Origin of the sequence: Cellulomonas sp. ICMP 17802 (assembly GCF_041295535.1) — a bacterium.
Lineage (GTDB): Bacteria > Actinomycetota > Actinomycetes > Actinomycetales > Cellulomonadaceae > Cellulomonas.
Window position 1 is genome coordinate 100,233 of sequence record NZ_JBGFQZ010000006.1, and the last position, 25,827, is coordinate 126,059.

31 protein-coding genes are annotated in these 25,827 nt (G+C 73.2%); 15 read left to right on the forward strand and 16 right to left on the reverse strand.

The features are described from left to right. The first annotated feature begins 50 nt into the window (after nucleotides 1-50). Entirely contained in the window at nucleotides 51-677 is a 627-nt protein-coding gene (locus AB5970_RS08165) for a superoxide dismutase (RefSeq protein WP_370503430.1), read from the forward strand. A gap of 65 nt (nucleotides 678-742) precedes the next feature. On the opposite strand, the gene AB5970_RS08170 is transcribed toward AB5970_RS08165, so the two are convergent. The 5 genes from AB5970_RS08170 to ctaC form a co-directional block, all read right to left on the reverse strand. Next, nucleotides 743-1,132, reverse strand: a complete 390-nt coding sequence (locus tag AB5970_RS08170) for an META domain-containing protein (RefSeq protein WP_370503431.1) — start codon at nucleotides 1,130-1,132, stop codon at nucleotides 743-745. Beyond that, nucleotides 1,129-1,536: an META domain-containing protein gene (locus tag AB5970_RS08175; RefSeq protein WP_370503432.1), complete on the reverse strand. Its 408-nt coding sequence runs from the start codon at nucleotides 1,534-1,536 to the stop codon at nucleotides 1,129-1,131. Before AB5970_RS08175 ends, AB5970_RS08170 begins: the two co-directional genes overlap by 4 nt. 75 nt (nucleotides 1,537-1,611) lie before the next feature. After that, nucleotides 1,612-2,010, reverse strand: a complete 399-nt coding sequence (locus tag AB5970_RS08180; RefSeq protein ID WP_370503433.1) for a cytochrome c oxidase subunit 4 — start codon at nucleotides 2,008-2,010, stop codon at nucleotides 1,612-1,614. Beyond that, nucleotides 2,007-3,815: an aa3-type cytochrome oxidase subunit I gene (ctaD, locus tag AB5970_RS08185; protein ID WP_370503434.1), complete on the reverse strand. Its 1,809-nt coding sequence runs from the start codon at nucleotides 3,813-3,815 to the stop codon at nucleotides 2,007-2,009. Before ctaD ends, AB5970_RS08180 begins: the two co-directional genes overlap by 4 nt. Beyond that, the gene (gene ctaC / locus AB5970_RS08190) at nucleotides 3,815-4,696 is read right to left on the reverse strand and encodes an aa3-type cytochrome oxidase subunit II (protein ID WP_370503435.1); all 882 of its coding nucleotides are present in this window, start codon (nucleotides 4,694-4,696) and stop codon (nucleotides 3,815-3,817) included. Before ctaC ends, ctaD begins: the two co-directional genes overlap by 1 nt. A 247-nt stretch (nucleotides 4,697-4,943) precedes the next feature. Between ctaC and AB5970_RS08195 the strand changes: the two genes are divergently transcribed. Both AB5970_RS08195 and AB5970_RS08200 read left to right on the forward strand, forming a co-directional pair. Beyond that, the gene (locus AB5970_RS08195; protein ID WP_370503436.1) at nucleotides 4,944-6,137 is read left to right on the forward strand and encodes a cysteine desulfurase family protein; all 1,194 of its coding nucleotides are present in this window, start codon (nucleotides 4,944-4,946) and stop codon (nucleotides 6,135-6,137) included. Next, on the forward strand, nucleotides 6,134-6,355 hold the full coding sequence (locus AB5970_RS08200; RefSeq protein WP_370503437.1) for a sulfurtransferase TusA family protein: 222 nt from the start codon (nucleotides 6,134-6,136) through the stop codon (nucleotides 6,353-6,355). Before AB5970_RS08195 ends, AB5970_RS08200 begins: the two co-directional genes overlap by 4 nt. Nucleotides 6,356-6,400: 45 nt before the next feature. Here AB5970_RS08200 and erpA read toward each other — a convergent pair whose 3' ends face one another. Continuing rightward, nucleotides 6,401-6,763 (reverse strand): iron-sulfur cluster insertion protein ErpA, encoded by a 363-nt coding sequence (gene erpA / locus AB5970_RS08205; RefSeq protein ID WP_370503438.1) that lies wholly within the window; start codon nucleotides 6,761-6,763, stop codon nucleotides 6,401-6,403. Nucleotides 6,764-6,875: 112 nt separating this feature from the next. Beyond that, on the reverse strand, nucleotides 6,876-8,066 hold the full coding sequence (locus AB5970_RS08210) for a glycerate kinase family protein (RefSeq protein ID WP_370503460.1): 1,191 nt from the start codon (nucleotides 8,064-8,066) through the stop codon (nucleotides 6,876-6,878). A 55-nt stretch (nucleotides 8,067-8,121) separates the two neighbouring features. Here AB5970_RS08210 and nadA point away from each other — a divergent pair, with 55 nt between their 5' ends. Genes nadA through AB5970_RS08235 form a run of 5 tightly spaced genes read left to right on the forward strand, consistent with a single transcriptional unit; the run spans nucleotide 8,122 to nucleotide 11,742 of the window. Further along, the gene (nadA, locus tag AB5970_RS08215; RefSeq protein WP_370503439.1) at nucleotides 8,122-9,312 is read left to right on the forward strand and encodes a quinolinate synthase NadA; all 1,191 of its coding nucleotides are present in this window, start codon (nucleotides 8,122-8,124) and stop codon (nucleotides 9,310-9,312) included. A gap of 2 nt (nucleotides 9,313-9,314) precedes the next feature. After that, the gene (locus tag AB5970_RS08220) at nucleotides 9,315-9,914 is read left to right on the forward strand and encodes a DJ-1/PfpI family protein (protein WP_370503440.1); all 600 of its coding nucleotides are present in this window, start codon (nucleotides 9,315-9,317) and stop codon (nucleotides 9,912-9,914) included. Beyond that, complete coding sequence (locus AB5970_RS08225; protein WP_370503441.1) at nucleotides 9,911-10,240, forward strand: antibiotic biosynthesis monooxygenase family protein; 330 nt, start codon at nucleotides 9,911-9,913, stop codon at nucleotides 10,238-10,240. Before AB5970_RS08220 ends, AB5970_RS08225 begins: the two co-directional genes overlap by 4 nt. Nucleotides 10,241-10,258: 18 nt before the next feature. Further along, the gene (locus AB5970_RS08230; protein ID WP_370503461.1) at nucleotides 10,259-10,777 is read left to right on the forward strand and encodes an acyl-CoA thioesterase; all 519 of its coding nucleotides are present in this window, start codon (nucleotides 10,259-10,261) and stop codon (nucleotides 10,775-10,777) included. A 41-nt stretch (nucleotides 10,778-10,818) separates the two neighbouring features. Further along, nucleotides 10,819-11,742, forward strand: coding sequence for a phosphotransferase family protein (locus tag AB5970_RS08235; RefSeq protein WP_370503442.1), 924 nt, complete (start codon nucleotides 10,819-10,821; stop codon nucleotides 11,740-11,742). A 3-nt stretch (nucleotides 11,743-11,745) separates the two neighbouring features. On the opposite strand, the gene AB5970_RS08240 is transcribed toward AB5970_RS08235, so the two are convergent. Continuing rightward, entirely contained in the window at nucleotides 11,746-13,131 is a 1,386-nt protein-coding gene (locus AB5970_RS08240) for a dipeptidase (protein ID WP_370503443.1), read from the reverse strand. 26 nt (nucleotides 13,132-13,157) lie between these two features. On the opposite strand from AB5970_RS08240, the gene AB5970_RS08245 reads away from it, so the two are divergent. Beyond that, entirely contained in the window at nucleotides 13,158-13,742 is a 585-nt protein-coding gene (locus AB5970_RS08245) for a DUF3043 domain-containing protein (protein ID WP_370503444.1), read from the forward strand. Between the two features lie 21 nt (nucleotides 13,743-13,763). Then, nucleotides 13,764-14,774, forward strand: coding sequence for an aldo/keto reductase family protein (locus AB5970_RS08250; RefSeq protein ID WP_370503445.1), 1,011 nt, complete (start codon nucleotides 13,764-13,766; stop codon nucleotides 14,772-14,774). Between the two features lie 42 nt (nucleotides 14,775-14,816). Here AB5970_RS08250 and AB5970_RS08255 read toward each other — a convergent pair whose 3' ends face one another. Further along, entirely contained in the window at nucleotides 14,817-15,455 is a 639-nt protein-coding gene (locus AB5970_RS08255) for a YczE/YyaS/YitT family protein (RefSeq protein WP_370503446.1), read from the reverse strand. A gap of 23 nt (nucleotides 15,456-15,478) precedes the next feature. After that, nucleotides 15,479-15,622, reverse strand: a complete 144-nt coding sequence (locus AB5970_RS08260; protein ID WP_370503447.1) for a hypothetical protein — start codon at nucleotides 15,620-15,622, stop codon at nucleotides 15,479-15,481. Nucleotides 15,623-15,685: 63 nt separating this feature from the next. Between AB5970_RS08260 and AB5970_RS08265 the strand changes: the two genes are divergently transcribed. Further along, entirely contained in the window at nucleotides 15,686-17,140 is a 1,455-nt protein-coding gene (locus AB5970_RS08265; RefSeq protein ID WP_370503448.1) for a PLP-dependent aminotransferase family protein, read from the forward strand. Between the two features lie 4 nt (nucleotides 17,141-17,144). Here the strand turns inward: AB5970_RS08265 and AB5970_RS08270 are convergent, their stop codons facing one another. Genes AB5970_RS08270 through AB5970_RS08285 form a run of 4 tightly spaced genes read right to left on the reverse strand, consistent with a single transcriptional unit; the run spans nucleotide 17,145 to nucleotide 19,202 of the window. Beyond that, a complete protein-coding gene (locus tag AB5970_RS08270) occupies nucleotides 17,145-17,357 on the reverse strand; it encodes a hypothetical protein (RefSeq protein WP_370503462.1) in 213 nt (70 codons plus the stop codon). Beyond that, nucleotides 17,357-18,421, reverse strand: coding sequence for a quinone-dependent dihydroorotate dehydrogenase (locus AB5970_RS08275; protein ID WP_370503449.1), 1,065 nt, complete (start codon nucleotides 18,419-18,421; stop codon nucleotides 17,357-17,359). Before AB5970_RS08275 ends, AB5970_RS08270 begins: the two co-directional genes overlap by 1 nt. A gap of 5 nt (nucleotides 18,422-18,426) precedes the next feature. Continuing rightward, nucleotides 18,427-18,846 carry a hypothetical protein gene (locus AB5970_RS08280; protein WP_370503450.1) on the reverse strand — a complete coding sequence of 140 codons (420 nt, stop codon included), beginning with the start codon at nucleotides 18,844-18,846 and terminating at the stop codon, nucleotides 18,427-18,429. After that, nucleotides 18,843-19,202 (reverse strand): hypothetical protein, encoded by a 360-nt coding sequence (locus AB5970_RS08285; protein ID WP_370503451.1) that lies wholly within the window; start codon nucleotides 19,200-19,202, stop codon nucleotides 18,843-18,845. Before AB5970_RS08285 ends, AB5970_RS08280 begins: the two co-directional genes overlap by 4 nt. A gap of 63 nt (nucleotides 19,203-19,265) precedes the next feature. On the opposite strand from AB5970_RS08285, the gene AB5970_RS08290 reads away from it, so the two are divergent. Beyond that, on the forward strand, nucleotides 19,266-20,750 hold the full coding sequence (locus tag AB5970_RS08290; RefSeq protein ID WP_370503452.1) for a leucyl aminopeptidase: 1,485 nt from the start codon (nucleotides 19,266-19,268) through the stop codon (nucleotides 20,748-20,750). On the opposite strand, the gene AB5970_RS08295 is transcribed toward AB5970_RS08290, so the two are convergent. Next, nucleotides 20,747-21,085: an oxidoreductase gene (locus tag AB5970_RS08295; protein WP_370503453.1), complete on the reverse strand. Its 339-nt coding sequence runs from the start codon at nucleotides 21,083-21,085 to the stop codon at nucleotides 20,747-20,749. The two genes, AB5970_RS08290 and AB5970_RS08295, sit on opposite strands and share 4 nt — an antisense overlap. Nucleotides 21,086-21,275: 190 nt before the next feature. Here AB5970_RS08295 and lpdA point away from each other — a divergent pair, with 190 nt between their 5' ends. From lpdA to AB5970_RS08310, 3 genes are all read left to right on the forward strand, one after another. Then, nucleotides 21,276-22,661, forward strand: a complete 1,386-nt coding sequence (gene lpdA, locus AB5970_RS08300; RefSeq protein ID WP_370503454.1) for a dihydrolipoyl dehydrogenase — start codon at nucleotides 21,276-21,278, stop codon at nucleotides 22,659-22,661. 30 nt (nucleotides 22,662-22,691) lie between these two features. After that, the gene (gene sucB / locus AB5970_RS08305) at nucleotides 22,692-24,509 is read left to right on the forward strand and encodes a 2-oxoglutarate dehydrogenase, E2 component, dihydrolipoamide succinyltransferase (protein WP_370503455.1); all 1,818 of its coding nucleotides are present in this window, start codon (nucleotides 22,692-22,694) and stop codon (nucleotides 24,507-24,509) included. 96 nt (nucleotides 24,510-24,605) lie between these two features. After that, nucleotides 24,606-25,496, forward strand: a complete 891-nt coding sequence (locus tag AB5970_RS08310) for a TIGR01777 family oxidoreductase (protein WP_370503456.1) — start codon at nucleotides 24,606-24,608, stop codon at nucleotides 25,494-25,496. A 2-nt stretch (nucleotides 25,497-25,498) separates the two neighbouring features. Here AB5970_RS08310 and AB5970_RS08315 read toward each other — a convergent pair. Continuing rightward, on the reverse strand, nucleotides 25,499-25,827 hold a 329-nt coding region (locus AB5970_RS08315), incomplete at its 5' end, for a hypothetical protein (RefSeq protein ID WP_370503457.1).

Below are 25,827 nucleotides of genomic sequence, written 5' to 3' on the forward strand. Positions count from 1 at the left end.
CGGACCGCGGCACGCGGTCCCGGACCGACGCAGGAGAGGTGTACTCACGCATGGCTGACTACTCGCTTCCGGATCTGCCCTACGACTACGCGGCCCTCGAGCCGCACATCTCGGGCCGCATCATGGAGCTGCACCATGACAAGCACCACGCCGCCTACGTGACGGGCGCCAACACGGCGCTCGAGAAGCTGGCCGCCGCCCGCGCCGCCGACGACTTCGCCGCGGTGAACCTGCACGAGAAGAACCTCGCGTTCAACCTCGGCGGCCACGTCAACCACTCCGTGTTCTGGCAGAACCTCTCCCCCGAGGGTGGCGACAAGCCGACCGGCGAGCTGGGCGCGGCGGTCGACGAGTTCTTCGGCTCGTTCGAGGCCTTCCAGAAGCACTTCGCCGCCAACGCGATCGGCATCCAGGGCTCCGGCTGGTCGATCCTCGCGTGGGACTCCATCGGGCAGAAGCTCGTCATCGTGCAGCTGTACGACCAGCAGAGCAACATCGCGCTGGGCCTGGTCCCCGTCGTCGTCCTCGACATGTGGGAGCACGCGTTCTACCTCGACTACGTGAACGTCAAGGCGGACTACGTCAAGGCGTGGTGGAACATCGTCAACTGGGCCGACGCGGCCGCGCGGTTCGACCGCGCGCGCACCCAGACGGCGGGCCTCATCGTCGCCGTCTGACACGCACCGACCACCGAGGGCCGGCACCCTGCCTGGGTGCCGGCCCTCGGCGCGTCCGGGCCGCGTCAGGAGTTCGGCTGCAGCGTCCCGATCTCGATGCCGAACTCGTCGGAGAAGACGAGGTTCCCGCCCTGCACGGTCGCCTTCACCGACTCGGACAGCCACGTGTCGACGCTCTGGCACGCCATGCGGGTGATCGCCCACGGGCTGAACGCCACCTGGTCGCCGTCCTGCTCCCACGTGCCGACGATCCGGTTGCAGCCGTCGGTGCCGGAGGCCGTGCCGTCCTCGGCCAGGTCCAGCGAGGACACGCCCTCGGTGTCCTGGATCCCCCAGATGCCCGCGACGTCCCGGACGGTCCCCGGCTCGGTGCCGGTGATCCCCGCGGCCGTGCAGCCCGCCAGGAGGGCCACCCACGCGGTCGCGCCGGCGACCAGAAGGACCGCGCGCCTCACGAGGTCTTCTCCAGCGTCCCGATCTCCTTGCCCTTGTCGTCCATGACCGTCATCTCGCTCCCGGAGACGGTCGCTGACGCGGCCCCCGAGAGCCAGGTGTCGACGTCCTCGCACGCCATCATCGTGGCCGCGAACGGGCCGAACTCGACGTCGGCGCCGTCGATCTTCCAGGTGCCGTTCATCTGGTTGCAGCCGTCGCTGCCGGAGACGGTGCCGGCCTTGACCAGGTCGAGGTAGACCAGCGGGTCCGAGTCGGGCTGCGACCACTTGCCCGTGACGTCCTGCGACGAGAGCGCGGCGGCGGAGCCGGAGCCGCCGGGGCTGCCCGCGCACCCGACGAGCAGGGCCGCGACCGCCGCGGCGAGGAGGGTCGAACGGGCCACAGACCGGGACGAATACCTCATGTCGCCGACGCTAGCGCAGACGACGCGAGAAGGCCCCCACCGGGATCGGCGGGGGCCTTCTCGAGAGACGTCGGATCAGTGCGCGTGCTGGCCGCGGGAGAACTCGAACACCCAGCCGACGAGGCCGATGACCCCGAGCGCGACGCCGATGTACGAGAGCCAGAACCCGACCGCGAGGCCGGCGAACGTGATGGCGGCGGCCACGCCCAGCACCAGCGGCCACCAGCTCCAGGGGCTGAACACGCCCTGGTCCCCGGCGCCCTGCTCGATCTCGCCCAGCGGGTCGTCCTCCGGGCGGTCGTCGATGCGCCGGGCCAGCAGCGCGAAGTAGGCGCCGATCATGCCCACCAGGCCGCCGACCAGCGGGATGCCGACCGTGCCGACCGGCTCGCCGTGGCTCCACGCCGCGTAGATCAGGCCGACGGGGACGAAGAACAGCACCCCGTAGAGGAAGAGCTTGGTCTCGAGCTTCATCGCGTGCCCTCCTCGCCCGTGGCCGGACGCTCCTCGACGATCGTCGCGGTGGACTGCTCCTGCTCACCCGTGCCGTTCACCACGCGGTCGGTCGCGACCTCGCCCTCGCCGCGCCGGTCCGCCTCCCAGTCCAGCGCGCCGGGGTTGGGCTCCACGTGGTCCATGGCGGCGACCTCGGGGTGGTGCAGGTCGAACGCGGGACGCTCGGAGCGGATCCGGGGCAGCGACGTGAAGTTGTGCCGCGGCGGCGGGCAGCTGGTGGCCCACTCGAGCGACGCGCCGTAGCCCCACGGGTCGTCGACCGTGACCAGGGGCGCGTTGCGCCACGTGGTGTAGACGTTCCAGAGGAACGGCAGCGTCGAGGCCGCGAGGATGACGGCGCCGATGGTGGACAGCTGGTTCATCCACGTGAAGCCGTCGTCGGGCGAGTAGTCGGCGTACCGACGCGGCATGCCCTTGACGCCCAGCCAGTGCTGGATGAGGAACGTGGTGTGGAAGCCGATGAACAGCATCCAGAAGTGCAGCTTGCCCAGGCGCTCGTCGAGCATCCGGCCGGTCATCTTGGGCCACCAGAAGTAGAAGCCCGCGAACATGGCGAACACGACGGTCCCGAACACCACGTAGTGGAAGTGGGCGACCACGAAGTACGAGTCCGACAGCGAGAAGTCGAGCGCCGGGCTGGACAGGATGATGCCGGTCAGGCCGCCGAACAGGAACGTGACCAGGAAGCCGATCGTCCAGAGCATCGGCGTCTCGAACGTGAGCTTGCCGCGCCACATGGTGCCGATCCAGTTGAAGAACTTCACACCGGTGGGCACCGCGATGAGCATGGTCATGAACGAGAAGAACGGCAGCAGCACCGAGCCGGTGACGTACATGTGGTGCGCCCACACGGTCACGGACAGCGCGGCGATGGCGATGGTCGCGTAGACCAGGCCCTTGTAGCCGAAGATCGGCTTGCGGCTGAAGACCGGCAGGATCTCCGTGATGATGCCGAAGAACGGCAGCGCGATGATGTAGACCTCGGGGTGCCCGAAGAACCAGAACAGGTGCTGCCAGAGGATGGCGCCGCCGTTCTCGGGGTTGAACACCTGCGCACCGAGCCGGCGGTCGGCGCCGAGCGCGAAGAGCGCGGAGGCCAGCGGCGGGAACGCCATGAGCACCAGCAGCGACGTCACCAGGGTGTTCCAGGTGAAGATCGGCATCCGGAACATCGTCATGCCGGGCGCGCGCATGGTGACGATCGTGGTGATGAAGTTGACGGCACCGAGGATGGTGCCGAAGCCGGCGAGCGCGAGGCCGAAGACCCAGAGGTCCCCGCCGAGCCCGGGCGAGTACACGGTGTTCGACAGCGGCGCGTACGCGAACCAGCCGAACGACGCGGCGCCCTGCGGCGTGAAGAACCCGGCGCCGGCGATGGTGCCGCCGAAGAAGAACATCCAGTACGCGAGCATGTTGAGCCGCGGGAACGCGACGTCGGGCGCACCGATCTGCAGCGGCATGATCACGTTGGCGAAGCCCGCGAACAGCGGGGTCGCGAACAGCAGCAGCATGATCGTGCCGTGCATGGTGAACGCCTGGTTGTACTGCTCACGCGACTGGAAGATGTCCATGCCGGGCGCGAACAGCTCGGCGCGGATGAGCAGGGCCAGCACGCCGCCGATGGCGAACCAGACGAACGACGTGATCAGGTACAGGTACCCGATCGTCTTGTGGTCGGTCGAGGTGATCCACTTGATCACCGTGCGTCCGAGGGTCTGGCGCGAGGGCGCCAGGCCGGGGATGTGCTCCGCGACGGCGGCCATCACTTATCGCCTTCCTTCGGAGCGGAGTCCAGGTCCTGCTGGCGGCTGTACTCGAGACCGAGCGAGCCCTCCTGACCCTTCGCCTTGAGCTCCTCGATGTGCGCGTCGTAGTCCTCGCGCGACACGACCTTGACGTTGAACAGCATCGACGAGTGGTACTCGCCGCAGAGCTCGGCGCACTTGCCCAGGTAGTCGCCGATCTGCGTCGGCGTCACCTGGAACGAGTTCGTCTTGCCCGGGATCATGTCCATCTTGTAGAGGAACGCGGGGATCCAGAACGAGTGGATGACGTCGCGGGAGTTGAGCGTGAACTCGACCCGCTCGTTGACCGGCAGGTACAGCGTGACCTGGTCCTTGAGCACGCCGGTGCCCGCGCTGCCGACGTTCTGCGCGTGCTGGCCGGTGTCGTACGCGTCGTCGTCGAGGTAGTTGAAGTCCCAGCTCCACTGCTTGCCGATGACCTGCACGTGCACGTCGGCGTCGGCGGAGGTGTCCTGGACCGCGGTGGTGTCGCGGTTGGTGTAGTAGAAGAGCACCCCGACCATGATGATCGGAAGGATCACGTACATGACCTCGAGGGGCACGTGGTACCGCAGCTGCACGGGGAGGGTGTCGTCACCCTTGCGCTTCCGGTAGACCGCGACGCACCACAGGATCAGGCCCCAGGTGATGAGGCCGACGACGAGCGCCGCGATCCACGAGCCGACCCAGAGGTTGGTGATGCGACCGGTCTGGTCGGTGATCTCGTGCTCGGAGCTGCCGGGGAGCCAGCCGCGCTGCACCTCGGCGGAGCATCCGCTGAGGGCGACGGCGACGACGGCAAGCAGACCGGCCAGCAGCAGGGCTGGTCGCCGCGTGCGACGGGGGGTGTCCGGATGCAACGGGGGGACCTCTCACTCGCGTCCCGTCGACGGCCCGCGTTCGCTGCAGGACACCACCCGGGACCTTCGTCCTCGACCCGTGCAGCCTAGCGCGCCGACCACATCCTTTCGTCCTGACGACACCCCTTGACGACACCGTGTCAGCACCATCACATCTCAGGTCCTTCACCGGATCCGACCGCCGCACGGTGCTGCGAGGGCGGCCGTCCCGCGCCTGGTCACGGCTCCACGGGGTTACGGTGCCCCCGTGAGCAGCCAGCCCGACCGCGGTCCCGCCGCCGCCGGCACCCCCGCACCTGTGACGCACGCCACTGCCGGGCGGGTGGTCCTCGACGCCGGCGGCCGCGCTCCGCTGCTCCCGGAGGCCCGCTCGGCCTTCCTCGAGGCGCTCGACCAGGGCTGGGCGGACCCGCGGCGACTGCACGCCGAGGGGCGGCGGGCCCGGATGCTGCTCGACGGGGCTCGGGAGGCCATCGGGGCGGCCGTGGGCGCCCGCACGCAGGAGGTCGACCTCGCCCCCTCGCACACGGCCGCCCTGCACGGCGCCGTCCGGTCGGTCGCGCGCGGCCGACGGCGCGCCGGCGCGGACGTCGTCGTCGGCGCGGTCGAGCGCGCGGCCGTGCTCAACGCGGCGGACTTCGCGGGCAACCGCCTGACGATCCCGGTCGACCGGCACGGACGGGTGGACGCCGACCTGTTCGCGGGCGCGGTCGCCCGGCCGGGCGTAGCCCTCGCCGCGCTGCAGCACGCCAACGGCGAGGTGGGCACGCGGCAGCCCCTCGGGCCCGTGCACGCCGCCGCCCGCGCGGCCGGGGTCCCGCTGCTGGTCGACGCGGGCGCGAGCCTGGGGCACGTCGACGTGGGCGACGCGTGGGACCTCCTGGCGGCCGACGCCGGCGACTGGGGCGGACCGGGCGGCCTCGGCGTCCTGGTGACGCGCTCCGGCGTCCGACGCTCCCCCGACTGGCCCGAGGACGAGGACCGCTGGTTCCCCGGCGGCGTGAGCGTGCCCGCCGCCCTGGCCGCGGCCGTGGCGCTCCAGGCCGCGCTCTCGACCCGGTCGGCCGACGACGACGCCCGGCGCGCGCTCGTCGACACGATCCGGACGCGCGTGGCCGCCGAGGTCCCCGACGTGGACGTCGTCGGCGACCCGACCGACCGGCTGCCCCACGTCGTGACCTTCTCGTGCCTGTACGTCGAGGGCGAGGCGCTGCTCGCGGCGCTGGACGCCCGCGGCTTCGCGGTGGGCTCGGGGTCGGCCTGCACGTCGAGCGCGCTGGAGCCCAGCCACGTGCTCGCCGCGATGGGTGCCCTCACGCACGGCAACATCCGCCTCGCGCTCCCCCGCGGCACCTCGGCGGCGGACGTCGGCCGGTTCCTGGACGAGCTGCCCGGCATCGTCGCCGGGGTGCGGCAGGCCTGGGGCGTGGGCGGGCTGTGACCACCGTCGACGCGCGCGGGCTGCGCTGCCCGGCCCCGGTGATCCGGCTGGCGCGGGCGGCCGCCGACGCGCCGCCCGGCACCGAGCTGACCGTGCTCGCCACCGATCCCGCGGCGGTGCACGACGTACCCGCGTGGGCGCGGATGCGGGGCCACCAGATGGTCGGCGCGACCGAGCAGGACGGCGTGCACGCCCTGACGGTCCGGACCCACGCATGACGCAGGCCCGGCCCCCTCGCGGGGACCGGGCCTGTGGACGTCAGATCAGCTGAACGAGCCGCCGCACGCGCAGGCGCTGCCGGCGTTCGGGTTGTCGATCGTGAAGCCCTGCTTCTCGATCGAGTCGGCGAAGTCGATCGTCGCGCCCTCGAGGTAGGGGACGCTCATGCGGTCGACGACGACCTCGACACCGTCGTAGTCCTTGAGGGCGTCGCCGTCGAGGACCCGCTCGTCGAAGTAGAGCTGGTAGATCAGGCCGGAGCAGCCGCCGGGCTGGACGGCGACGCGCAGACGCAGGTCGTCGCGGCCCTCCTGCTCGAGGAGGCTGCGGACCTTGGAGGCGGCGAAGTCGGTGAGGAGGACGCCGTGCGTCTCGGTCGCGGTCTCGGTCGCGGTGGTCTCGCTCATGGTCTCTCCTGGGTGCTCGGCGGACAGCCGTTCTGGTGCGTCAACCCCTGGCAACAGCACCGGCCGCGAGGTTGTTCCCGTCCAGGGTACGACCCCCGCGGGCCGATCCCGCTCAACGTGACCAGGTTCTCGCCACGCGTGCGGCCCGGGCCGCGAGGGTCTGGGCGGGCGCGGCCAGCGCGGCGCTCACCTGCTCGGGGGTCTCGCCCACCGCGTAGGCCGCCGTGATGCCCGCCGCGGACAGCTCGCGACGCCCGACCAGGACCTCCCCCGCGAGGACGACGGTGGGCACGGCGTGCGCCAGCGCGCGCGACGCGACCTCAGCGGCGACCTTGCCGTGCAACGACTGCCAGTCGAAGCGCCCCTCGCCTGTGACGACGACGTCGTGGTCGGCGATGAGCGCGTCCAGGCCGACGGCGTCCGCCACGACGACCGCCCCCGGCACCAGCCGCCCGCCCAGCAGCGCGAGCACGAACCCGAGGCCACCCGCCGCGCCTGCGCCCGGGAGGGCGGTCAGGCGGGACGTCGCCGACGTCGCGCGCGCGCCGGCCAGGAGGTCCGGACGGACGGCGTCACCGAGGGCCGTCGTCGCCGCGTGCGCCAGGTGACCGAGCGCGCGCTCGAGCTCCTGCGCCTGCTCCGGCGTCGCGCCCTTCTGCGGGGCGAAGCCCGCGCTCGCACCGTGCAGGCCGAGCAGGGGCACGTCGACGTCGGTGGCGACGAGCAGCTCGATCCCCCGCAGCCGGTCGCGCAGCTCCCGGAGCCCGACGAGGTCGTCGGCCGTGACCGCACCGAGCGCACCGCCGCCGGCGTCGAGCACGTCGCCCAGCCCGCCGACGCCGAGCGCGCGGGCGAGCGAGACCAGCGTCCCCGCCCCGGCGTCGTTGGTCGCGGAGCCGCCCAGCCCGACGACCACGCGCCGGGCACCCGCGTCCAGGGCGGCCGCGAGCAGCTCACCGACGCCGCGGCTGGACGTCCGCGTGGGATCGCGCTGCAGGGCCGGGACCAGCGGCAGCCCGACGGCCTGCGCCGACTCGAGGTAGGCGGTCGTCCCGACGAGGAGCATCACCGCCGGGACCGGCTCCCCCACCGGCGACGTCACGGTGACGGGCAGCAGCTCACCGCCCAGCGAGGAGTGCAGGGTGGCGACGAAGCCCGGTCCGCCGTCCGAGAGCGGGCACACGGTGACCTCGTCGTGGGGCGCGGTCGCACGCCACGCCCCGGCGATGGCCTGCGCAGCCTCGTCGGCCGTGAGGCTCGAGCCGAAGCTGTCCGGGGCGATGAGCACGCGCACGCCGTGCATCGTGGCACGGCGGTCGACCGCGAGCGTGCACGCCCTCGTGTGCGAGGATCGCGGCGTGAGCGTGAGCACCTTCTCCGAGCCGGCTCCGTCGGCCCTCCTGCTGCTGGGACGCGGTGTCGACCTGGCCTCCGAGCGCGGTGTCGAGTGCGTCGGCGGCCTGCCCGCACCGAGCGACCCGGACCTGGTCGAGCGCGCCCGCGCGGCCCGTGCCGCCCTGGGCTCGCGCGCCTTCGTCCTGGGCCACCACTACCAGCGCGACGAGGTCATCGAGTTCGCCGACGTCACGGGCGACTCGTTCAAGCTCGCGCGCGAGGCGGCGGCCCGGCCCGAGGCCGAGTTCATCCTCTTCTGCGGCGTGCACTTCATGGCCGAGTCGGCCGACATCCTCACGTCCGACCACCAGCAGGTGATCCTCCCGGACCTCGCCGCGGGCTGCTCCATGGCGGACATGGCGGCGATCGACCAGGTCGAGGACGCGTGGGACGTGCTGGTCGACGCGGGGATCGCCGACTCGACGGTGCCGGTCACCTACATGAACTCGGCGGCGTCGATCAAGGCGTTCACCGGCCGGCACGGCGGCACCATCTGCACGTCCTCCAACGCGCACGTCGCGCTGCGCTGGGCGTTCGACAAGGTCGGCGGCGTGGGCGGCACCGGCAAGGTGCTCTTCATGCCCGACCAGCACCTCGGACGGAACACGGCCGTCCAGCAGCTCGGCCTCTCGCTCGACGACTGCGTGGTGTTCGACCCCCGCAAGCCGGGCGGCGGGCTGACCACGCAGCAGCTGCGCGACGCGCGGATGATCCTGTGGCGCGGGCACTGCTCGGTGCACGGGCGCTTCTCGGTCCGCAACGTCACGGACATGCGCGCGGCTGTCCCCGACGTGACCGTCATCGTGCACCCCGAGTGCCAGCACGAGGTGGTCCTCGCGGCCGACCTGGTGGGCTCCACCGAGTACATCGTCAAGGCGCTGGACGCCGCGGCGCCGGGGAGCTCGTGGGCCGTCGGCACCGAGCTCAACCTGGTGCGTCGGCTCGCCGCCGCCCACCCGGACAAGAACATCCACTACCTCGACTCCACGGTCTGCTTCTGCTCGACCATGAACCGGATCGACCTGCCGCACCTGGTCTGGGCGATGGAGTCGCTGGTGGCGGGGCGGCCGGTGAACCGGATCGTGGTGGACGCCGACGACGCCCACTGGGCCCGGGTGGCGCTCGACCAGATGCTGGCCCTGCCGGGGTACTGAGCATGTCGACCGGGCACCACCTGCGGGTGGGCATCTTCGTCTTCGACGACGCCGAGGAGCTGGACGTCGTCGGCCCCTACGAGGTGCTCTCCTACTGGGCCCGCACCTCGGACCTGCGTCCCGAGGTCGTGACGTTCTCGGTCGACGGCTTCGGGGTGCGCTGCGCCAAGGGCCTGCGGCTGGTCCCCGACCTCAGCGCGGCCGAGCTGGGGCCCGTGCACGTGCTCGTCTACCCCGGCGGCTCGGGCACACGGCCGCTGCTGCGCGACTCGGAGCACCTCGAGTGGGTCCGGACGATGCGCGCGTCGACCCCGCTGATGACCAGCGTGTGCACCGGCGCCCTGGTCTACGCCGCCGCCGGTCTGCTGTCCGGCCGGCCGGCGACCACCTACTGGAGCGCGTTCGACGAGCTCGCGACGCTGGACCCGAGCATCCTGGCCGACACCGAGGCGCGGTTCGTCGACGACGGCGACGTGGTCACCTCCGCGGGCGTGTCCGCGGGGATCGACATGGCCCTGCACCTGGTGGCCCGCCTGGAGTCCGTCGAGGCCGCGAAGGCGGTCCGCCGCGGCATCCAGTACGACCCCGAGCCCCCGGTATGACGGGACCGCTCGGCGCACCCGTGGTCGAGCACGCCCTGCTGCCGGTCCGCGCCGGCGACGAGGGCGCGTTCGAGCGGGCGCTCGCCGAGGCCACCCCGCTGGTGGCCGGCATCCCCGGCTTCCGCGGCATCCACGTCTCGCGCGGGATCGAGCGCCCGGGGACGTACCTGCTCCTCGTCGGCTGGGACTCGGTCGAGGCGCACGAGGTCGGGTTCCGCGGGTCACCGCAGTACGCGCGCTGGCGGGAGCTCCTGCACCGCTTCTACGAGCCGTTCCCCGTCGTCGAGCACTTCGTGACCGTCGTCGCGGAACCTACTGCCGAGTAACATCGCGCCGTGACCCGGATGATCCAGCTGGCACTGGCCAGCGCCCGCCCGCGAGCCGCCGTCCCCGGGCGCGGGCTGCTCGACCCGTCGGTGACGCGCCTGCGGGTCCGGCTCGGTGACCTGGACTTCTACCGGCACGTGAACAACGGCGTGTACCTGGCCCTCATGGACGTCGGTCGGGCCAACTTCCTGGCGGACCTCGGCGCGTTCGGTCACCTGCGCGAGCGCGGCTGGTACCCGGTGGTCGCCGCGTCGACCGTGACGTACCGGCGCTCGCTCACCCTCGGTCAGCGGTTCGAGATCTCGACGCGGGTGCTCGGGTGGGACGCGCGGGTGGTCTACCTGGAGCAGACGTTCTCGCGGAACGGGGAGCACATCGCCCGCGGGATCGTCGCCGGCCGCTTCCTCTCCAGGAGTGGCGACCGCGTCCCGGCGCCCGACGTCGTCGCCCTGCTCGGCGGACCGGGCGTCGACAGCCCGCCGCTGCCCGACGACGTCGCCGCCTGGGCACGCGCGGTCGACGTCGCCGCGCGGTAATCGCGTTCGTCGACGAGCGAGGCGTCCCTAGAGTCCCTCGGGTGGACCTCTCGCACCTCGGTGTGCCGACCGGGCCGATGATCCGCGTCTCCGGCGGGTTCGCCCACCGGACGTACCGGCTCGACACCGACCAGGGGTCGTTCGCGGTGAAGGAGCTGGCCCGCGCCGACGGCCGCCCGACGAGCGACGTCGACGACGTCTTCCGGCTGGAGCGGGCGGCCTTCGCCGCCGGCATCCCGATGCCCGAACCGGTCTCGGCCGACCAGCACACGCTCGTCCACCGCTGGGTCGACGGCGAGAGGGTGCCCGAGGCGCCGGTGTCGCCGGCGTACGGGTGCGAGATCGGCGAGATCCTGGCGCGCCTCCACGCGCTGGACGTCGCGTGGACCCACGTGCCCGACGAGCGCCCGGCGTCACGGGACTGGCCCGAGCTCGCCCGGCGAGCGGCCGCGACCGGGCAGCCGTGGGCCGCCGAGCTCGCGTCCAGCATCGAGACGTTCCTCGCGATCGCGCGTCTCGTCGACACGTGCGAGCGGCCGGGCCCTGTCGTGCTGACCCACCGCGACATCCACCCGTGGAACCTGCTCGCCCGAGGGGGTCGTCCGGTGGTGCTCGACTGGGAGCTCGCCGGCATGCTCGACCTGGCCGCCGAGCTCGGGTCGACCGCCTTGAGCCTCGCGAAGGGTCCAGGCCTCGAGCACGTGGAGCCCGCGATCTTCCGGTCGGTCCTCGACGGCTACGTCGCCGGGGGTGGGTCGCTGCCGCCGCCGGGTCTGGGCTGGTTCGTGTTCACGATCGGCGGCTGGTTCGAGCACACACGGCGAAACGTCCTGCGCTGCCTCCGCGGGGTCGAGCCGAGCAGCGGCCCCGACCTCGCGCTCTCGCACGAGATCGTGCGCGACGGGCTGCGCGGCCTCCCCGACCTGTACGGCCGGCTCCCGGAGCTCGAGGCGCTCCTGCCGTGACGGTCAGCGGGCCGCGAGCCGCTCCAGCAGCAGGGCCTCCGCCAGCACGACCTTCTCCAGCTCGCCCAGGTGCACCGACTCGTTCGCGCCGTGCGCGCGACCGTCCGGGTCCTCGACGCCGGTGACCAGGATGGACGCGTCCGGGTAGACCTCGAGCAGGTCGGCGATGAACGGGATCGACCCGCCGACGCCGATGTCCACGGGGTCGGTGCCCCACGACTGCGCGAACGCCCACCGCGCCGCCTGCATCGCCGGGGAGTCCAGCGGGGCCTGGAACGGCTTGCCCTGCTCGCCGTCGGTCACCGTGACGCGGGCGCCGAACGGGGCGTGCTCGACCAGGTGGGCGCGCAGCGCGGCCATCGCCGCCGCGGGGTCCTGGCCCGGGGCGAGCCGGACGGACAGCTTGGCGGAGGCGCGCGGCGTGATGGTGTTCGACGCGCTGGCCACCCGGGGGGCGTCGAAGCCGATCACGCCGATCGCCGGGCGGGTCCAGAGCCGCGCGGTGATCGGGCCCGTGCCCGCGAGCCGGACGCCGTCGAGCACGCTGGCGTCCGCGCGGAACGTCGCCTCGTCGTAGTCCACTGTCGGGTCGGCGGCGCGCACCAGGCCCTCGACCGCGACGTTCCCCTCGTCGTCGTGCAGCGTCGTGATCAGGCGGGCCAGGAGGGTCGGCGCGTCGAGGATCGCCCCGCCGTACATGCCCGAGTGCACCGCGTGCTCGAGGACCGCGACCTCCACCACGCAGTCGACCAGCCCGCGCAGCGACGTGGTCAGGCCCGGCACGCCGACGGCCCAGTTCGACGAGTCGGCGACGACGATGACGTCCGCCGCGAGCAGCTCGCGGTACTCGTGCAGGAACGCGGTGAACGTCGGCGAGCCGATCTCCTCCTCGCCCTCGACGAAGACCGTGACCCCCACGCCGAGCTCGTCGCCGAGCACGCGCAGCGCGCCCACGTGCGCGACGACGCCCGCCTTGTCGTCCGCCGCACCGCGGCCGTACAGGCGTCCGCCGCGCTCGGTGGGCTCGAACGGCGGGCTGTCCCAGTCGGCGTCGTCGCCCGGCGGCTGCACGTCGTGGTGGGCGTACAGCAGGACGGTCGGCGCACCCTCGGGCGCCGGCCGGCGGCCCACCACGGCCGGCGCTCCGCCGGGCACGGAGAGCACCTGGACGTCGTCGAGACCCGCACCCCGCAGCAGCGCCACGACGGCGTCGGCGCTCGCGGCCACGTGCGCCTGGTCGAACTCGGCGTTCGACACGCTCGGGATGCGGACGAGGGCTTCGAGGTCGGCGCGCAGGGCACCGAACGCGGCGGCGGTCCGGGAGCGCAGGGCGTCGGTGCGGTCGCCGGGGAGGATGGTCTGGTGCGAGGAGGCGTCGGTCACGGACAAGCACGCTACTCGACTACCCTGGCGGGGTGTTCGGACGCAGCAACGACCCCCAGCCCGTCTCTCCCGCTCTGACGGAGAGCAGCACGCCGTCGCCCACGGATCCGGGCAAGGGGCGTCCGACGCCGAAGCGCAAGGTCGCCGAGGCCGCGAACAAGCGCCCGCTGGTCGCGCCGACCACCAAGCGGGCCACCCGCGAGCAGGCCAAGGCGCAGCGCGACCTCGAGTACCGGGCCATGCAGACCGGCGACGAGCGCAACATGCCCGCCAAGGACCGCGGCCCCGTCCGGCGCTACATCCGGGACGCCGTCGACGCCCGCTGGAACCTCGGCGAGTTCTTCCTGCCGATGGCGGCGGTGTTCCTCGTGGCGCAGTTCGCGCTGGCCAAGACCGCGATCGCCGTGTTCGCCATCCTGGCGCTGTACATCTACATCATCGCGGCGGCCATCGACGCGTGGATCATGTGGCGCGGCGTGAAGAAGCGGATCGTCGCCAAGTTCGGCGCCGAGCACATCCCGCGCGGCGTGGCCATGTACGCGGTGCTGCGGGCGTTCCAGATCCGGCCGGCGCGCCTGCCGAAGCCGCAGGTCAAGCACGGTCAGCACCCGTCCTGACCCGGCCTTAGGGTGGCGGGCATGGTTTCCTACCGCTACCTGGGCCGCTCCGGCCTGAAGATCACCGAGATCACCTACGGCAACTGGCTCACGCACGGCTCGCAGGTGGAGAACGACACCGCGAAGGCCTGCGTGCGCGCCGCGCTCGACGCGGGCATCACCAGCTTCGACACCGCCGACGTCTACGCCAACACCAAGGCCGAGACCGTGCTGGGCGAGGCCCTGAAGGGCGAGCGGCGCCAGTCGCTCGAGATCTTCACCAAGGTCTACTGGCCCACCGGCCCCGGCGGCGCCAACGACTCGGGCCTGTCCCGCAAGCACATCATGGAGTCCATCGACGGCTCCCTGGAGCGCCTGCAGACCGACTACGTCGACCTGTACCAGGCGCACCGCTACGACGAGTCGACGCCGCTCGAGGAGACGATGCAGGCGTTCGCCGACGTCGTCCGCGCGGGCAAGGCGCTCTACATCGGCGTGTCCGAGTGGACCGCCGACCAGATCCGCGCCGGGCACGCGCTGGCCAAGGACCTCGGCTTCCAGCTCATCTCGAACCAGCCGCAGTACTCCGCGCTCTGGCGCGTCATCGAGGGCGAGGTGGTCCCCACGTCCGCCGAGCTCGGCGTCTCGCAGATCGTCTGGTCCCCGGTCGCGCAGGGCGTGCTCACCGGCAAGTACAAGCCGGGTCAGGCGCCGCCCGAGGGGTCCCGCGCCACGGACGACAAGGGCGGCGCGCGGATGATCGGCCGCTTCCTCGAGCGGCCCGACGTGCTGCAGCGTGTGCAGGACCTCACGCCGGTGGCCGACGAGCTCGGCCTGTCGCTCGCCCAGCTGGCCGTGGCGTGGGTGCTCCAGAACGAGAACGTCGCCGCGGCCATCATCGGCGCCTCCCGGCCCGAGCAGGTCACGGAGAACGTCAAGGCCTCGGGCGTGACCATCCCGGCGGAGCTGCTCGCGCGGATCGACACGATCCTGGGCGACTCCGTCGTGTCCGACCCGGCCGAGACCGCGAAGAACGCACCGCCGGGACGCTGACGACCAGGTCCGGCCCCGACCCTCCTCGGGGCCGGACCTGCGTCAGACCGCGACCGGCTCGGGTTCCCGGTCCACCACGGGCACGGTGAACCGCGGCAGGAACACGTGCACCAGCGGGCCGATGAGCAGCGCGTAGGCCAGGGTCGCGAACCCGACAGTCCCGCCCAGCGCCCAGCCGACGGAGACCACGGCCACCTCGATGGTGGTGCGGACGAGCCGCACGGACCGCCCGGTCCGGCGCACCAGGCCCGTCATGAGCCCGTCGCGCGGACCCGGCCCCAGCCGAGCCCCGACGTACAGGCCGGTGGCGACGCCGTTGAGCACGATGCCCCCGGCGGCCAGCGCGATGCGGGCGCCCAGGGAGTCGGGCAGGCCGTCGAGCACGGCGAGGAACGGGTCCACCAGCACGCTGATGACGACCACGTTCGCGACCGTGCCCACCCCCGGCCGCTGGCGCAGCGGGATCCAGCAGGCGAGCACCGCCAGGCCGACCAGCAGCGTGACCGTGCCGAACGAGAGGTCCGTGCGGCGGACGATGCCTTGGGTCAGCACGTCCCACGGCATGCTGCCGAGCCCGGCGTCCACCAGCATCGCGATCGAGGCGGCGTAGAGGACGAGCCCGACGAGCAGCTGCCCGCCCCGGCGCACCGGTCGGGCGTCGGACCTCCTCCACGACGGCACCGCGCGAGCATACGCACGGCCCCTCACGCGAGCGTCTCGGACCAGTCGTGGTGCGACGCCGGCGGCGGCCGGTGCCCCAGCCCGTCCCGACGCACCAGGCGGGCGAGGGCGACGACGAGGCTCCCCAGAACCACGACCGCGATCAGTACTGATATCCACGTGCTCATGGTGGACGATCCTGGTTCGCAAGTGGCATCGCTTGGAATAGCCACTTCTGGCATAGTGGCCTCATGACTGAGCTCCCCGCCGATCGCCGGATCAGCGGCTACCGCCTCGACACCGTGCTCGGCGCCTGGCAGCGACCCGGTCCCGCCTACGTCGCCCTGGCCGACGCGCTGCGCGCGGCGATCCTGTCCGGCACCGTCCCGCTCAGTACCCGGCTGCCCAGCGAGCGCGAGCTCGCGGACGCCACCGGCGTCTCCCGCACGACGACCACGGCGACCTACGGGCTGCTGCGCGACGAGGGCTACCTGGTCAGCCGCCGCGGCTCGGGCACCGTCACCACGCTCCCGGCCGGTCCCGGGGCCCGGTCGTCGATGGCGGAGTCGGTGGGCGAGGACGCCGGCATCGTCGACCTCGCGATGGCGGCCCCGTCGGCCCCGTCCTCGCTGCACGGCGCCTACCTGGCCGCGCTCGACGCGCTCCCCCGCCACCTCGCGGGCACGGGCTACGCGCCGCTCGGCCTTCCCGTCCTGCGCGAGGCGATCGCGCAGTGGTACACGCGGCGCGGCACGCCGACGACGCCGGACCAGGTGCTGGTCACCACGGGCGCACAGCAGGCCATCCACCTGCTGGTGACCGCGCACGCCGGCCCCGGCGACCGGGTCGTCGTCGAGCACCCCACCTACCCGCACGCGATCGACGTGGTCCGCTCCGCGGGTGCCCGGCCGGTGCCGGTGCCGTCCGGCGAGCTCGGGCTCGACATCGACCTGCTGGAGTCGACGCTCCGGCAGGTGGCGCCGCGCCTGGTCTACCTCATCCCCGCCCACCGGAACCCGACCGGCACCAGCCTGAGCGACGAGGACGCCGCCCGGGTGCGCGCGCTGGCCCGCCGGTACCGCACGGCGATCGTGGGCGACGAGGTGCTCGCCGAGCTGACGATGGACGGACCGGCCCCGGGCTCCTTCGCGGGCGACGGCACCGCCGCGGCGTACGTGGTCTCGATCGGGTCCGCGTCGAAGAGCTACTGGGGCGGCCTGCGCATCGGCTGGGTGCGCGCCCACCCCGACCTGGTGAACCGCCTGGCCACTACCCGGGCCCACGTCGACATCGGCACGGCCGTGCTCGAGCAGCTGGTGGTCGCCGAGCTGCTCGCCCACTCGGACGAGCTGCTGGCGCGCCGCCGGGCGGCGCTGCGAACGCGGCGCGACCTGCTGGTCGGGCTCCTGCTGGACCAGCTGTCGTCGTGGCGGTTCGAGGTCCCCGACGGCGGCCTGTCGCTCTGGGCGGACCTGGGCGCGCCCGTGTCGAGCGCCCTGGCGGCGATCTCGACGCGGCACGGTGTCCGGGTGGTCCCCGGCACCGCGTTCGGGGTGGACGGCAGCTTCGAGCGCAACCTGCGCCTGCCGTTCAGCGCCGCGGAGGACGACCTGCGGCGCGCGGTCGCGGGGCTGGCCGGCGCGTGGGCGGGCCTGGGCGTCACGGAGCCGACGGCCGGACCGGCCCGGGTCCACGCGATGGTCTGAGCGGTCAGATCAGCGGGAGCGTCAGGGTCGCCGTCGCCTGGACGCCCTCGTGCAGCAGGGCCGCCGCCTGGACGCCCTGCGCGGCCAGCGTGCGCCAGTGCTCCCCCAGCCACTGCTCGGCGTCGTACTGCGTGGTGAACACGGGGCTCACCGGGCGGTCGAGCACGGCGCCGTCGGCACCGTCGAACCGCCACTCCCACTGCGGCCGGAGCACCATCACGCGACCACCGTCCGGCGCGCGGAGCCCCGCCGGGCCTGGTCGGCCGCGAGCGCACGCGCGATCCGCGACGCGTAGGCCGGGCCCTCGTAGATCAGGCCGGTGTAGCCCTGCACCAGCGTCGCCCCGACCGCGACGTACTCGCGGGCGTCGGCCGGCGTGGTGATGCCGCCGACGCCGATGATGACGGCGTCGGGACCGAGGTGGCTCCGCAGGCGCGCGACCACGTCGAGCCCGCGGGCGAGCACGGGCGGACCCGAGAGCCCGCCCGGGCCCAGGTCGTGCCGGATGGTCGTGTTCACGGCGACGATCCCGTCCAGCCCCACCTCGGCGGCCAGCTCGGCCACGGCGTCGACGTCGTCGTCGGACAGGTCCGGCGCGATCTTGACCAGCAGCGGGACGGCGGGCAGCCCGGCGGCCGCGGTGGCCTCGTCGGCCGCCACGCGGGTCGCCTCGAGGATCGGGCGCAGCGCCTCGACCGACTGCAGGTCCCGCAGGCCCGGGGTGTTCGGGGACGACACGTTCACCACGAGGTAGTCGGCGTAGGGCGCGAGCCGGCCCGCGCTGGTGGCGTAGTCGACGGCCGCGTGCTCGGCGGGGGTGGCCTTCGTCTTGCCGATGTTCACGCCGACCACCAGCCGCCGCCCGGCCGGCGTCGCCCGCAGCCTGCGCAAGCGCGCCGCGACGGCCGCGGACCCCTCGTTGTTGAAGCCCATCCGGTTGCGCAGCGCGCGCTGGTCGAGCACGCGCCAGAGCCGCGGCGGCTCGTTGCCCGGCTGGGCGTGTGCGGTCACGGTGCCCACCTCGACGAAGCCGAACCCGAGCATCGTCAGGCCGGCCACGCCGACGGCGTTCTTGTCGAACCCGGCCGCGAGCCCGAACCGGGACGGGAAGCGCCGCCCCCACACCTCGACGGCACCCGCGTCCGACGCGCCGAAGATGCGAGCGACGACGCCGCGCAGCACGGGGACGTGGGCGACGACCCGGATGAGCCGGAACGCCACGTCGTGCGCGCGCTCGGGGTCCATGCGGCGGAAGACGAGGTCGAAGAGCAGGCGGTACACGCTTCTCACCCTAGGTCGTCGGCGGAAGCCCGGCCCGTGCGCCAGAGCCAGAGCAGCCCGAGGAACGGGAGCACCAGCGGCACGTACCCGTATCCCTGGCCGAACCCCGACCACACCGTCTCGTCGGGGAACTCGCCGACGTCCACCAGCGAGAGCGTGCCGACCGCCAGGACGCCGACCATCTCGACCGACACCGCCCACCAGGCGAGCCGGCGCCGGTCGGTGGCCAGCGCGACGGTGGCGACCACGTACACCAGCCCCGCGGCGAGCGAGAGCAGGTACGCGACGGGCGCCTCGTCGAGCTTGGTGGTCACCTGGTAGATGCCGCGGGCCGTCGCGGCCAGGGCGAGGATGCCGTACACCGCGACCAGCAGGCGGCCCGGGCCGCTCGCGGTCGATCGCTGGCCTGCCGGTCGGTCGGTCACACGGTCCCCCAGATCTGGAGCAGTCGGAATTCGAGGAAGGCCACGGTCAGCGCGGCGACGAGCAGGACGACCGAGCTCCAGCGCGTCCGCTCGGCGAACGCCCACGCGGCGGCGATCGGCAGGATGAGCGCCTGGGTCAGGACGTAGCCCCAGAGCAGGACGCCGTCGACGTCGGGCGACCCGGTTGCCGCCAGCACGCCGGCGACGGCCGCCTGCACCACGAGGACGGCCTCGATCACCGCCCCGCCCCACAGCTGCCGCAGGATCACCGCGCGGTCCCGCACGACGAACCAGAGCGCCCAGCCGCCGAGCGCGAGGCACAGGACGCCGACGAGCAGCGCGAGGGGGACGATCACGGTGCCCCACCGTACCGGCGGGGACCGGGCGGCCCGTCCACCGTCCGCATCTATCATCGAGCCGTGACCGTCTCGCTGACCTCCCACGACCCTGCCCGCCTCGCCGTCGACGCCCTGGTCGTCGCGGTCGCCCAGCAGGACGGTGCGGCCGTGGTCCTGGGCGCCGACCGCCTGCCCAAGGAGCTGCGCACCCAGCTGACCGACGCGGCCGTCCTCGGGATCACGGGCGCCGCCGACGAGGTCCGCCGGCTGCCCGGCACGGGCCTGGCGGCGAAGGTGCTCGTGCTCACCGGCGTCGGCGCGGCCGACAAGGTCACCCCCGAGGTGCTCCGCCGCGCCGCGGGCGCCGCGACCCGCGAGCTCGCCGGCACCGCGAAGGTGGGCATCGCGTTCCCGACGGACGACGTCGCGTCGGTGTCCGCCGTCGCGGAGGGCGCGCTCTTCGGCGCCTACTCCTACACCCGCTACCGCGCCTCCGAGGCCGCCGCGCAGGCGCCCGTCGCCGCGATCCAGATCGTCACGGCCCATCCCCGCGACCACGCGGCCATCGGCGCGGTCGCGCGCGCCGAAGTGGTCGCCGCCGCGGTGCACGGCACTCGCGACCTCGTGAACGCCGCGCCCAACGACCTGTACCCGGCCGCGTTCGCCGAGGCGGCCAAGGCGGCCGTCAAGGACTCGGGCGCCAAGGGCCTCAAGGTGACCGTGCTCGACGACAAGGCCCTGGTGGCCGGCGGCTACGGCGGGCTCGTCGGCGTGGGCCAGGGGTCGGTCCGCGGCCCCCGCCTGGTCAAGGTCGCGTACTCCCCCTCGCGCCCCAAGGCCAAGGTCGCGCTGGTGGGCAAGGGCATCACCTTCGACTCGGGCGGCATCTCGATCAAGCCCGCCGCCGGCATGGAGGCCATGAAGTCCGACATGGCGGGTGCCGCCGCGGTGCTGCACACGGTCGTCGCCGCCGCCCGCCTCGAGCTGCCCGTGGCCGTCACCGGCTGGCTCTGCCTGGCCGAGAACATGCCGTCCGGCTCCGCGCAGCGCCCGTCCGACGTGCTGACGATCCGCGGCGGCAAGACCGTCGAGGTGCTCAACACCGACGCCGAGGGGCGTCTGGTCATGGCCGACGGGCTCGTCGCCGCGATCGAGGAGAAGCCCGACGTCGTCATCGACATCGCGACGCTGACCGGCGCGCAGCTGGTCGCGCTCGGGCACCGCGTCTCCGCCGTGATGGGCACCGACGACGTGCGCGCCGAGGTGGTGGCCGCGGCCGAGACCAGCGGCGAGCTGTTCTGGCCGATGCCGCTGCCCGCGGACCTGCGCGCCGGCCTCAAGTCCAAGGTGGCCGACCTGGCGAACATCGGCGACCGGTTCGGCGGCATGCTCACCGCGGGGATCTTCCTGCAGGAGTTCGTCGGCGAGACGCCGTGGGCCCACCTCGACGTCGCCGGACCCGCCTACAACGAGCGGACCGCGCACGGGTACACGCCCGTGGGCGGCACGGGCGTCGGGGTGCGGACGCTGCTGGCCCTGATCGAGGGCCGCGCGCCCGCCGCCTAGCCGTTCGCGCGCTTGCGCGCCAGGCGCTGCCGGGAGTTCCAGTCCCGGACGCGCTGCGGGTAGCCGGTCCGCTGCACGTCGTAGACCGGGATGCCCAGCTGGCGGGCCAGGTCGCCGGCCGTCTTCGGGTCCGGCACCCGGCGGCGGGTCCACTCCCCGTCCGTGGCGACGAGCATCATCGTCGTCGGCGTCACGTTCGTCTTGGGCTCGACGTAGGCCTCGACACCGACACGCGTGGCGACGAAGTCACGCAGGTGCGCGACCGTCGCCTCGCGCGCGTCGCGGTCCGTCGGCGCGTCGGTGGCGGCCGGCTTGCGGCGCGAGAACAGGCCCATGGCGCACGAGAGTAACCTGCGAGCCTGTCGGTCCGCGGGGTGTGACGAGCGAGACGGAACAGCAGTCATGGGACGACTGTTCTGCTCATCACATGGTCGCGCGCGTCGTCCGGGTCGTTCCAGGCCTGCGGGGATGACAGGATGGTCGGCGAGCTCGAGACCACCAAGTCTGCGTATGAGGAGTCTGCACGTGGCCGACACGAACGGCACCGCTTTCGACATCGTCGTCCTGGGCGGAGGCAGTGGCGGCTACGCCGCCGCGCTGCGCGCCGCACAGCTGGGCAAGTCCGTCGCCCTCGTGGAGGCGGACAAGGTGGGCGGCACCTGCCTGCACGTGGGCTGCGTGCCCACCAAGGCGCTGCTCCATGCGGCCGAGCTGGCGGACCACGCCCGCGACGGCGCGCACTTCGGCGTGCACACCACGCTCGACCACATCGACATGAACGGCGTCAACGAGTACAAGGCCACCGTCATCGGCCGCCTGTACAAGGGCCTGCAGGGGCTGATCAAGTCCCGCAAGATCACCGTCTTCGAGGGCTACGGCAAGCTCGTCGCCAAGGACACGGTCGAGGTCAACGGCGAGCGGATCACCGGCGAGTACATCGTGCTCGGCACGGGCTCGTACGCGCGCTCGCTGCCCGGCCTCGAGATCGGCGGGCGGGTCATCACGTCCGACCAGGCCCTGCAGCTCGACTGGGTGCCCAAGTCGGTCATCGTCCTCGGCGGCGGCGTCATCGGCTCCGAGTTCGCCAGCGTCTGGAAGTCCTTCGGCGCGGACGTCACGATCATCGAGGCGCTCCCCCACCTCGTCGCGAACGAGGACGAGGCGCTCTCCAAGGCGTTCGAGCGCCAGTTCCGCAAGCGCGGCATCAACTTCAACCTGGGCGTCCGCTTCGGCGGCGTGACCCAGGACGACAACGGCGTGCACGTCACGCTCGAGGACGGCAAGTCGTTCGACGCCGACCTCCTGCTCGTGGCCGTCGGCCGCGGGCCGCGCACCTCGCGCGTGGGCTACGAGGAGCAGGGCATCACGCTGGACCGCGGGTTCGTCATCACCGACGAGCGCCTGCACACCGGTGTCGGCAACATCTACGCGGTCGGCGACATCGTCCCCGGCCTGCAGCTCGCGCACCGCGGGTTCGCGCAGGGCATCTTCGTGGCCGAGGAGATCGCCGGGCTCAACCCCGCGACCATCGTCGAGTCCGGCATCCCGCGCGTGACGTACTCCGACCCCGAGGTCGCCTCGGTGGGCCTCACGGAGGCGCGCGCCAAGGAGGTCCACGGGGCCGACGCCGTCGAGACGCTCGAGTACAACCTGGGCGGCAACGGCAAGAGCCAGATCCTCGGCACGCAGGGCTTCGTCAAGCTCGTGCGCCAGAAGGACGGACCCGTGATCGGCATCCACATGATCGGTGCGCGCGTCGGCGAGCTCATCGGCGAGGGGCAGCTCATCGTGAACTGGGAGGCCTACCCCGAGGACGTCGCGTCCCTCGTGCACGCCCACCCCACGCAGAACGAGGCCCTCGGGGAGGCGCACCTCGCGCTCGCCGGCAAGCCGCTGCACGCCCACAACTGACCTCACGAATCGAAGGAGACACGAGCGGTCATGTCCGACAACGTGCAGCTGCCCGCACTCGGTGAGTCCGTCACCGAGGGGACCGTCACCCGCTGGCTGAAGAACGTGGGCGACACGGTGGAGGTCGACGAGCCGCTGCTCGAGATCTCGACCGACAAGGTCGACACCGAGATCCCGTCGCCGTTCGCCGGCGTGCTCGAGCAGATCCTGGTCCAGGAGGACGAGACCGTCGAGGTGGGCGCCACGCTCGCCGTCATCGGGTCCGGCCAGGGCTCGTCCGCGCCGGAGGAGACCCCTGCAGCGGCCGAGCAGCCCGCGGCCGAGCCCGAGCCGGAGCCCGCTCCCGCCGAGGAGCCCGCGGCCGAGGCCGCTCCGGCCGAGCAGCCAGTCGAGTCGCACGAGGAGCCGGCCGCCGCGCAGGCGCCCGCGTCGGACGGCGGCACGGGCGAGAACGTCACGCTGCCCGCGCTGGGCGAGTCCGTCACCGAGGGCACCGTCACCCGCTGGCTCAAGGCCGTGGGCGACGAGGTCGCGGTGGACGAGCCGCTGCTCGAGATCTCCACCGACAAGGTCGACACCGAGATCCCGTCGCCGTTCGCCGGCACCCTGCAGCAGATCCTGGTGCAGGAGGACGAGACCGTCGAGGTCGGCGCCGTCCTGGCCGTCATCGGCTCCGGGTCCGCGCCGGCAGCCGCCGCCCCGGCGGCCGCAGCCCCGGTGGAGAAGGCAACCGAGCCCGCGCCCGAGCCCGAGAAGGCGCCCGAGCCGGAGCCCGCCGCGGCCGCGCCCGCCCCGGTCCCGGCCACGCCGACGCCCGCTCCGGTGCCCGCCACCCCGGCGCCCGCACCCGCCGCGGCCCCTGCCCCGGCAGCGGTTCCGGCGGCCGCAGGGTCGGTGGCCGGCACGTACCTCACCCCGCTCGTCCGCAAGCTCGCGGCCGAGAAGGGCGTCGACGTCGCCGCGCTCGTCGGCACGGGCGTGGGCGGTCGGATCCGCAAGGAGGACGTCCTCGAGGCCGCCGCCAAGGCCGAGGCCGAGAAGGCCGCCGCCGAGGCCGCGAAGGCCGCACCCGCGGCTGCTCCGGCCGCCGCGGCGCCCAAGGCTCCGGCGTCCGTCCCGGCCGTCTCGCCGCTGCGCGGCACGACCGAGAAGGCCAGCCGGCTGCGCCAGATCATCGCCGAGCGCATGGTCGACGCCCTGCACTCGCAGGCGCAGCTCACCACGGTGGTCGAGGTCGACGTGACCAAGGTCGCCCGGCTCCGGGCCAAGGCCAAGGAGGACTTCAAGGCACGCGAGGGCGTCAACCTCACGTTCCTGCCGTTCTTCGTCCTGGCGGCGGTCGAGGCGCTCAAGGCGTTCCCGAAGATCAACGGGGTGCTCGAGGGCAACCAGATCACGTACCACGCGCAGGAGAACGTCGGCATCGCGGTCGACACCGAGAAGGGTCTGCTCGTCCCGGTGATCCGCGACGCGGGCGACCTCAACCTCGCCGGCATCTCGCGCAAGATCGTGGACCTGGCGGGCCGCACCCGCCAGAACAAGGTCACGCCGGACGAGCTCAGCGGCGCCACGTTCACGGTGACCAACACCGGGTCGGGCGGCGCGATCATCGACACCCCGATCGTCCCCGGCGGCACGTCGGCGATCCTGGGCACCGGCGCGATCGTGAAGCGCCCCGTGGTCATCCAGGACGCGGACGGGGCCGAGGTCATCGCGATCCGGTCGATGTGCTACCTGTCGCTGTCGTACGACCACCGGCTGGTCGACGGCGCCGACGCGTCGCGCTACCTCATGGCGGTGAAGAACCGCATCGAGGAAGGCGCGTTCGAGTCCGAGGTCGGCAGCTGACGCACGGCACCACCTGACGACCGACGGCCCGGCCCCCACCAGGGGTGCCGGGCCGTCGACATGTCGACCCGTCGGCCCGACCGTAGGGTGAGCGCCATGCAGCTGGTCGTCGCGGGGTCGCACGGATTCATCGGGAGCACGCTGGTCCCCCACCTGCGGGCCGGCGGGAACGACGTCCGGGTGCTCGTGCGCGGCGCCGCCGGCGGCCCCGCCGAGATCGCCTGGGACCCCGCCGCGGGGCGGCTGGACCCGGCCGTGCTCGCCGGCGTCGACGCGGTGATCAACCTGGCCGGGGTCAACCCGGGCTCGCGGCCGCTGACGACCGCCCGCAAGCGCGAGGTGCTGTCGTCACGGCTGAGCACCACGGGCCTGCTGGCCCGGACGCTGGTCGAGCTGGGCGACGAGGGCCCGCAGGTGCTGCTGCAGGCCTCGGGCATCGGCGCGTACGGCTCCCGCGGCGACGACGTGCTGGACGAGGACGAGCCGATCGGGACCACGTTCTTCGCGCACGTGGTCCGGCAGTGGGAGGCCGCCACCGAGCCGGCGGCCGACGCGGGCGTGCGCGTGACCCACCTGCGCACGGGCATCGTGCTGGGTCGGGGCGGCGGGGCCCTCGGCCGGCTCCTGCCGATCCTGCGGGCGGGCGTGGGCGGGCGGCTGGGCTCCGGCCGGCAGTTCTGGCCCTGGATCACGCTGCTGGACGAGGTGCGCGCCATCGAGCACCTGCTCACCGCCCCCGTGCACGGCCCGGTCAACCTCGTGACCGCACCGGCTCGCAACGCCGAGGTGGTCGCCGCGCTGGCGCGCGCGATGCACCGGCCCGCCGTGGTCCCCGTGCCGGCCTTCGCGCTGCGCACGCTGCTCGGCGACTTCTCGTCCGAGGTGCTGGGATCCATCCGCGCGATCCCCGCCGTGCTCGACTCCAGCGGCTTCGTGCCCACGCACCGCGACCTGGACACCGCCGCGCGGTGGGTGGCGCACGGCTGAGGTCATCTCTCGACCACGTCCCACACGCGCCAGCCGTCGTCGGTCCACCGCAGGCCGAGCACGACCGTCCGTGGCGCGGACGCGGGTCCGGCCGCCGTGGACATCGCCGCGGTGACCGCCACGTCGGTGGTGCCGCCCCGCGTGCCGTCGTCCGGCACGAGCCATGCGTCCTGCACGTCGACCGCGAGGCCGTCCGCCTGCCCGCCCTCCAGCCCCGCCAGCAGGCGCACGTCGGCCGCGTGCGCGGGGCCGTACGGCACCTCCGCGGCCGCGAGCCCCGCGGGGTCCGCCGCACCGACGGCCGCCCCCCCCACCCCGCAATGTTTAAAAT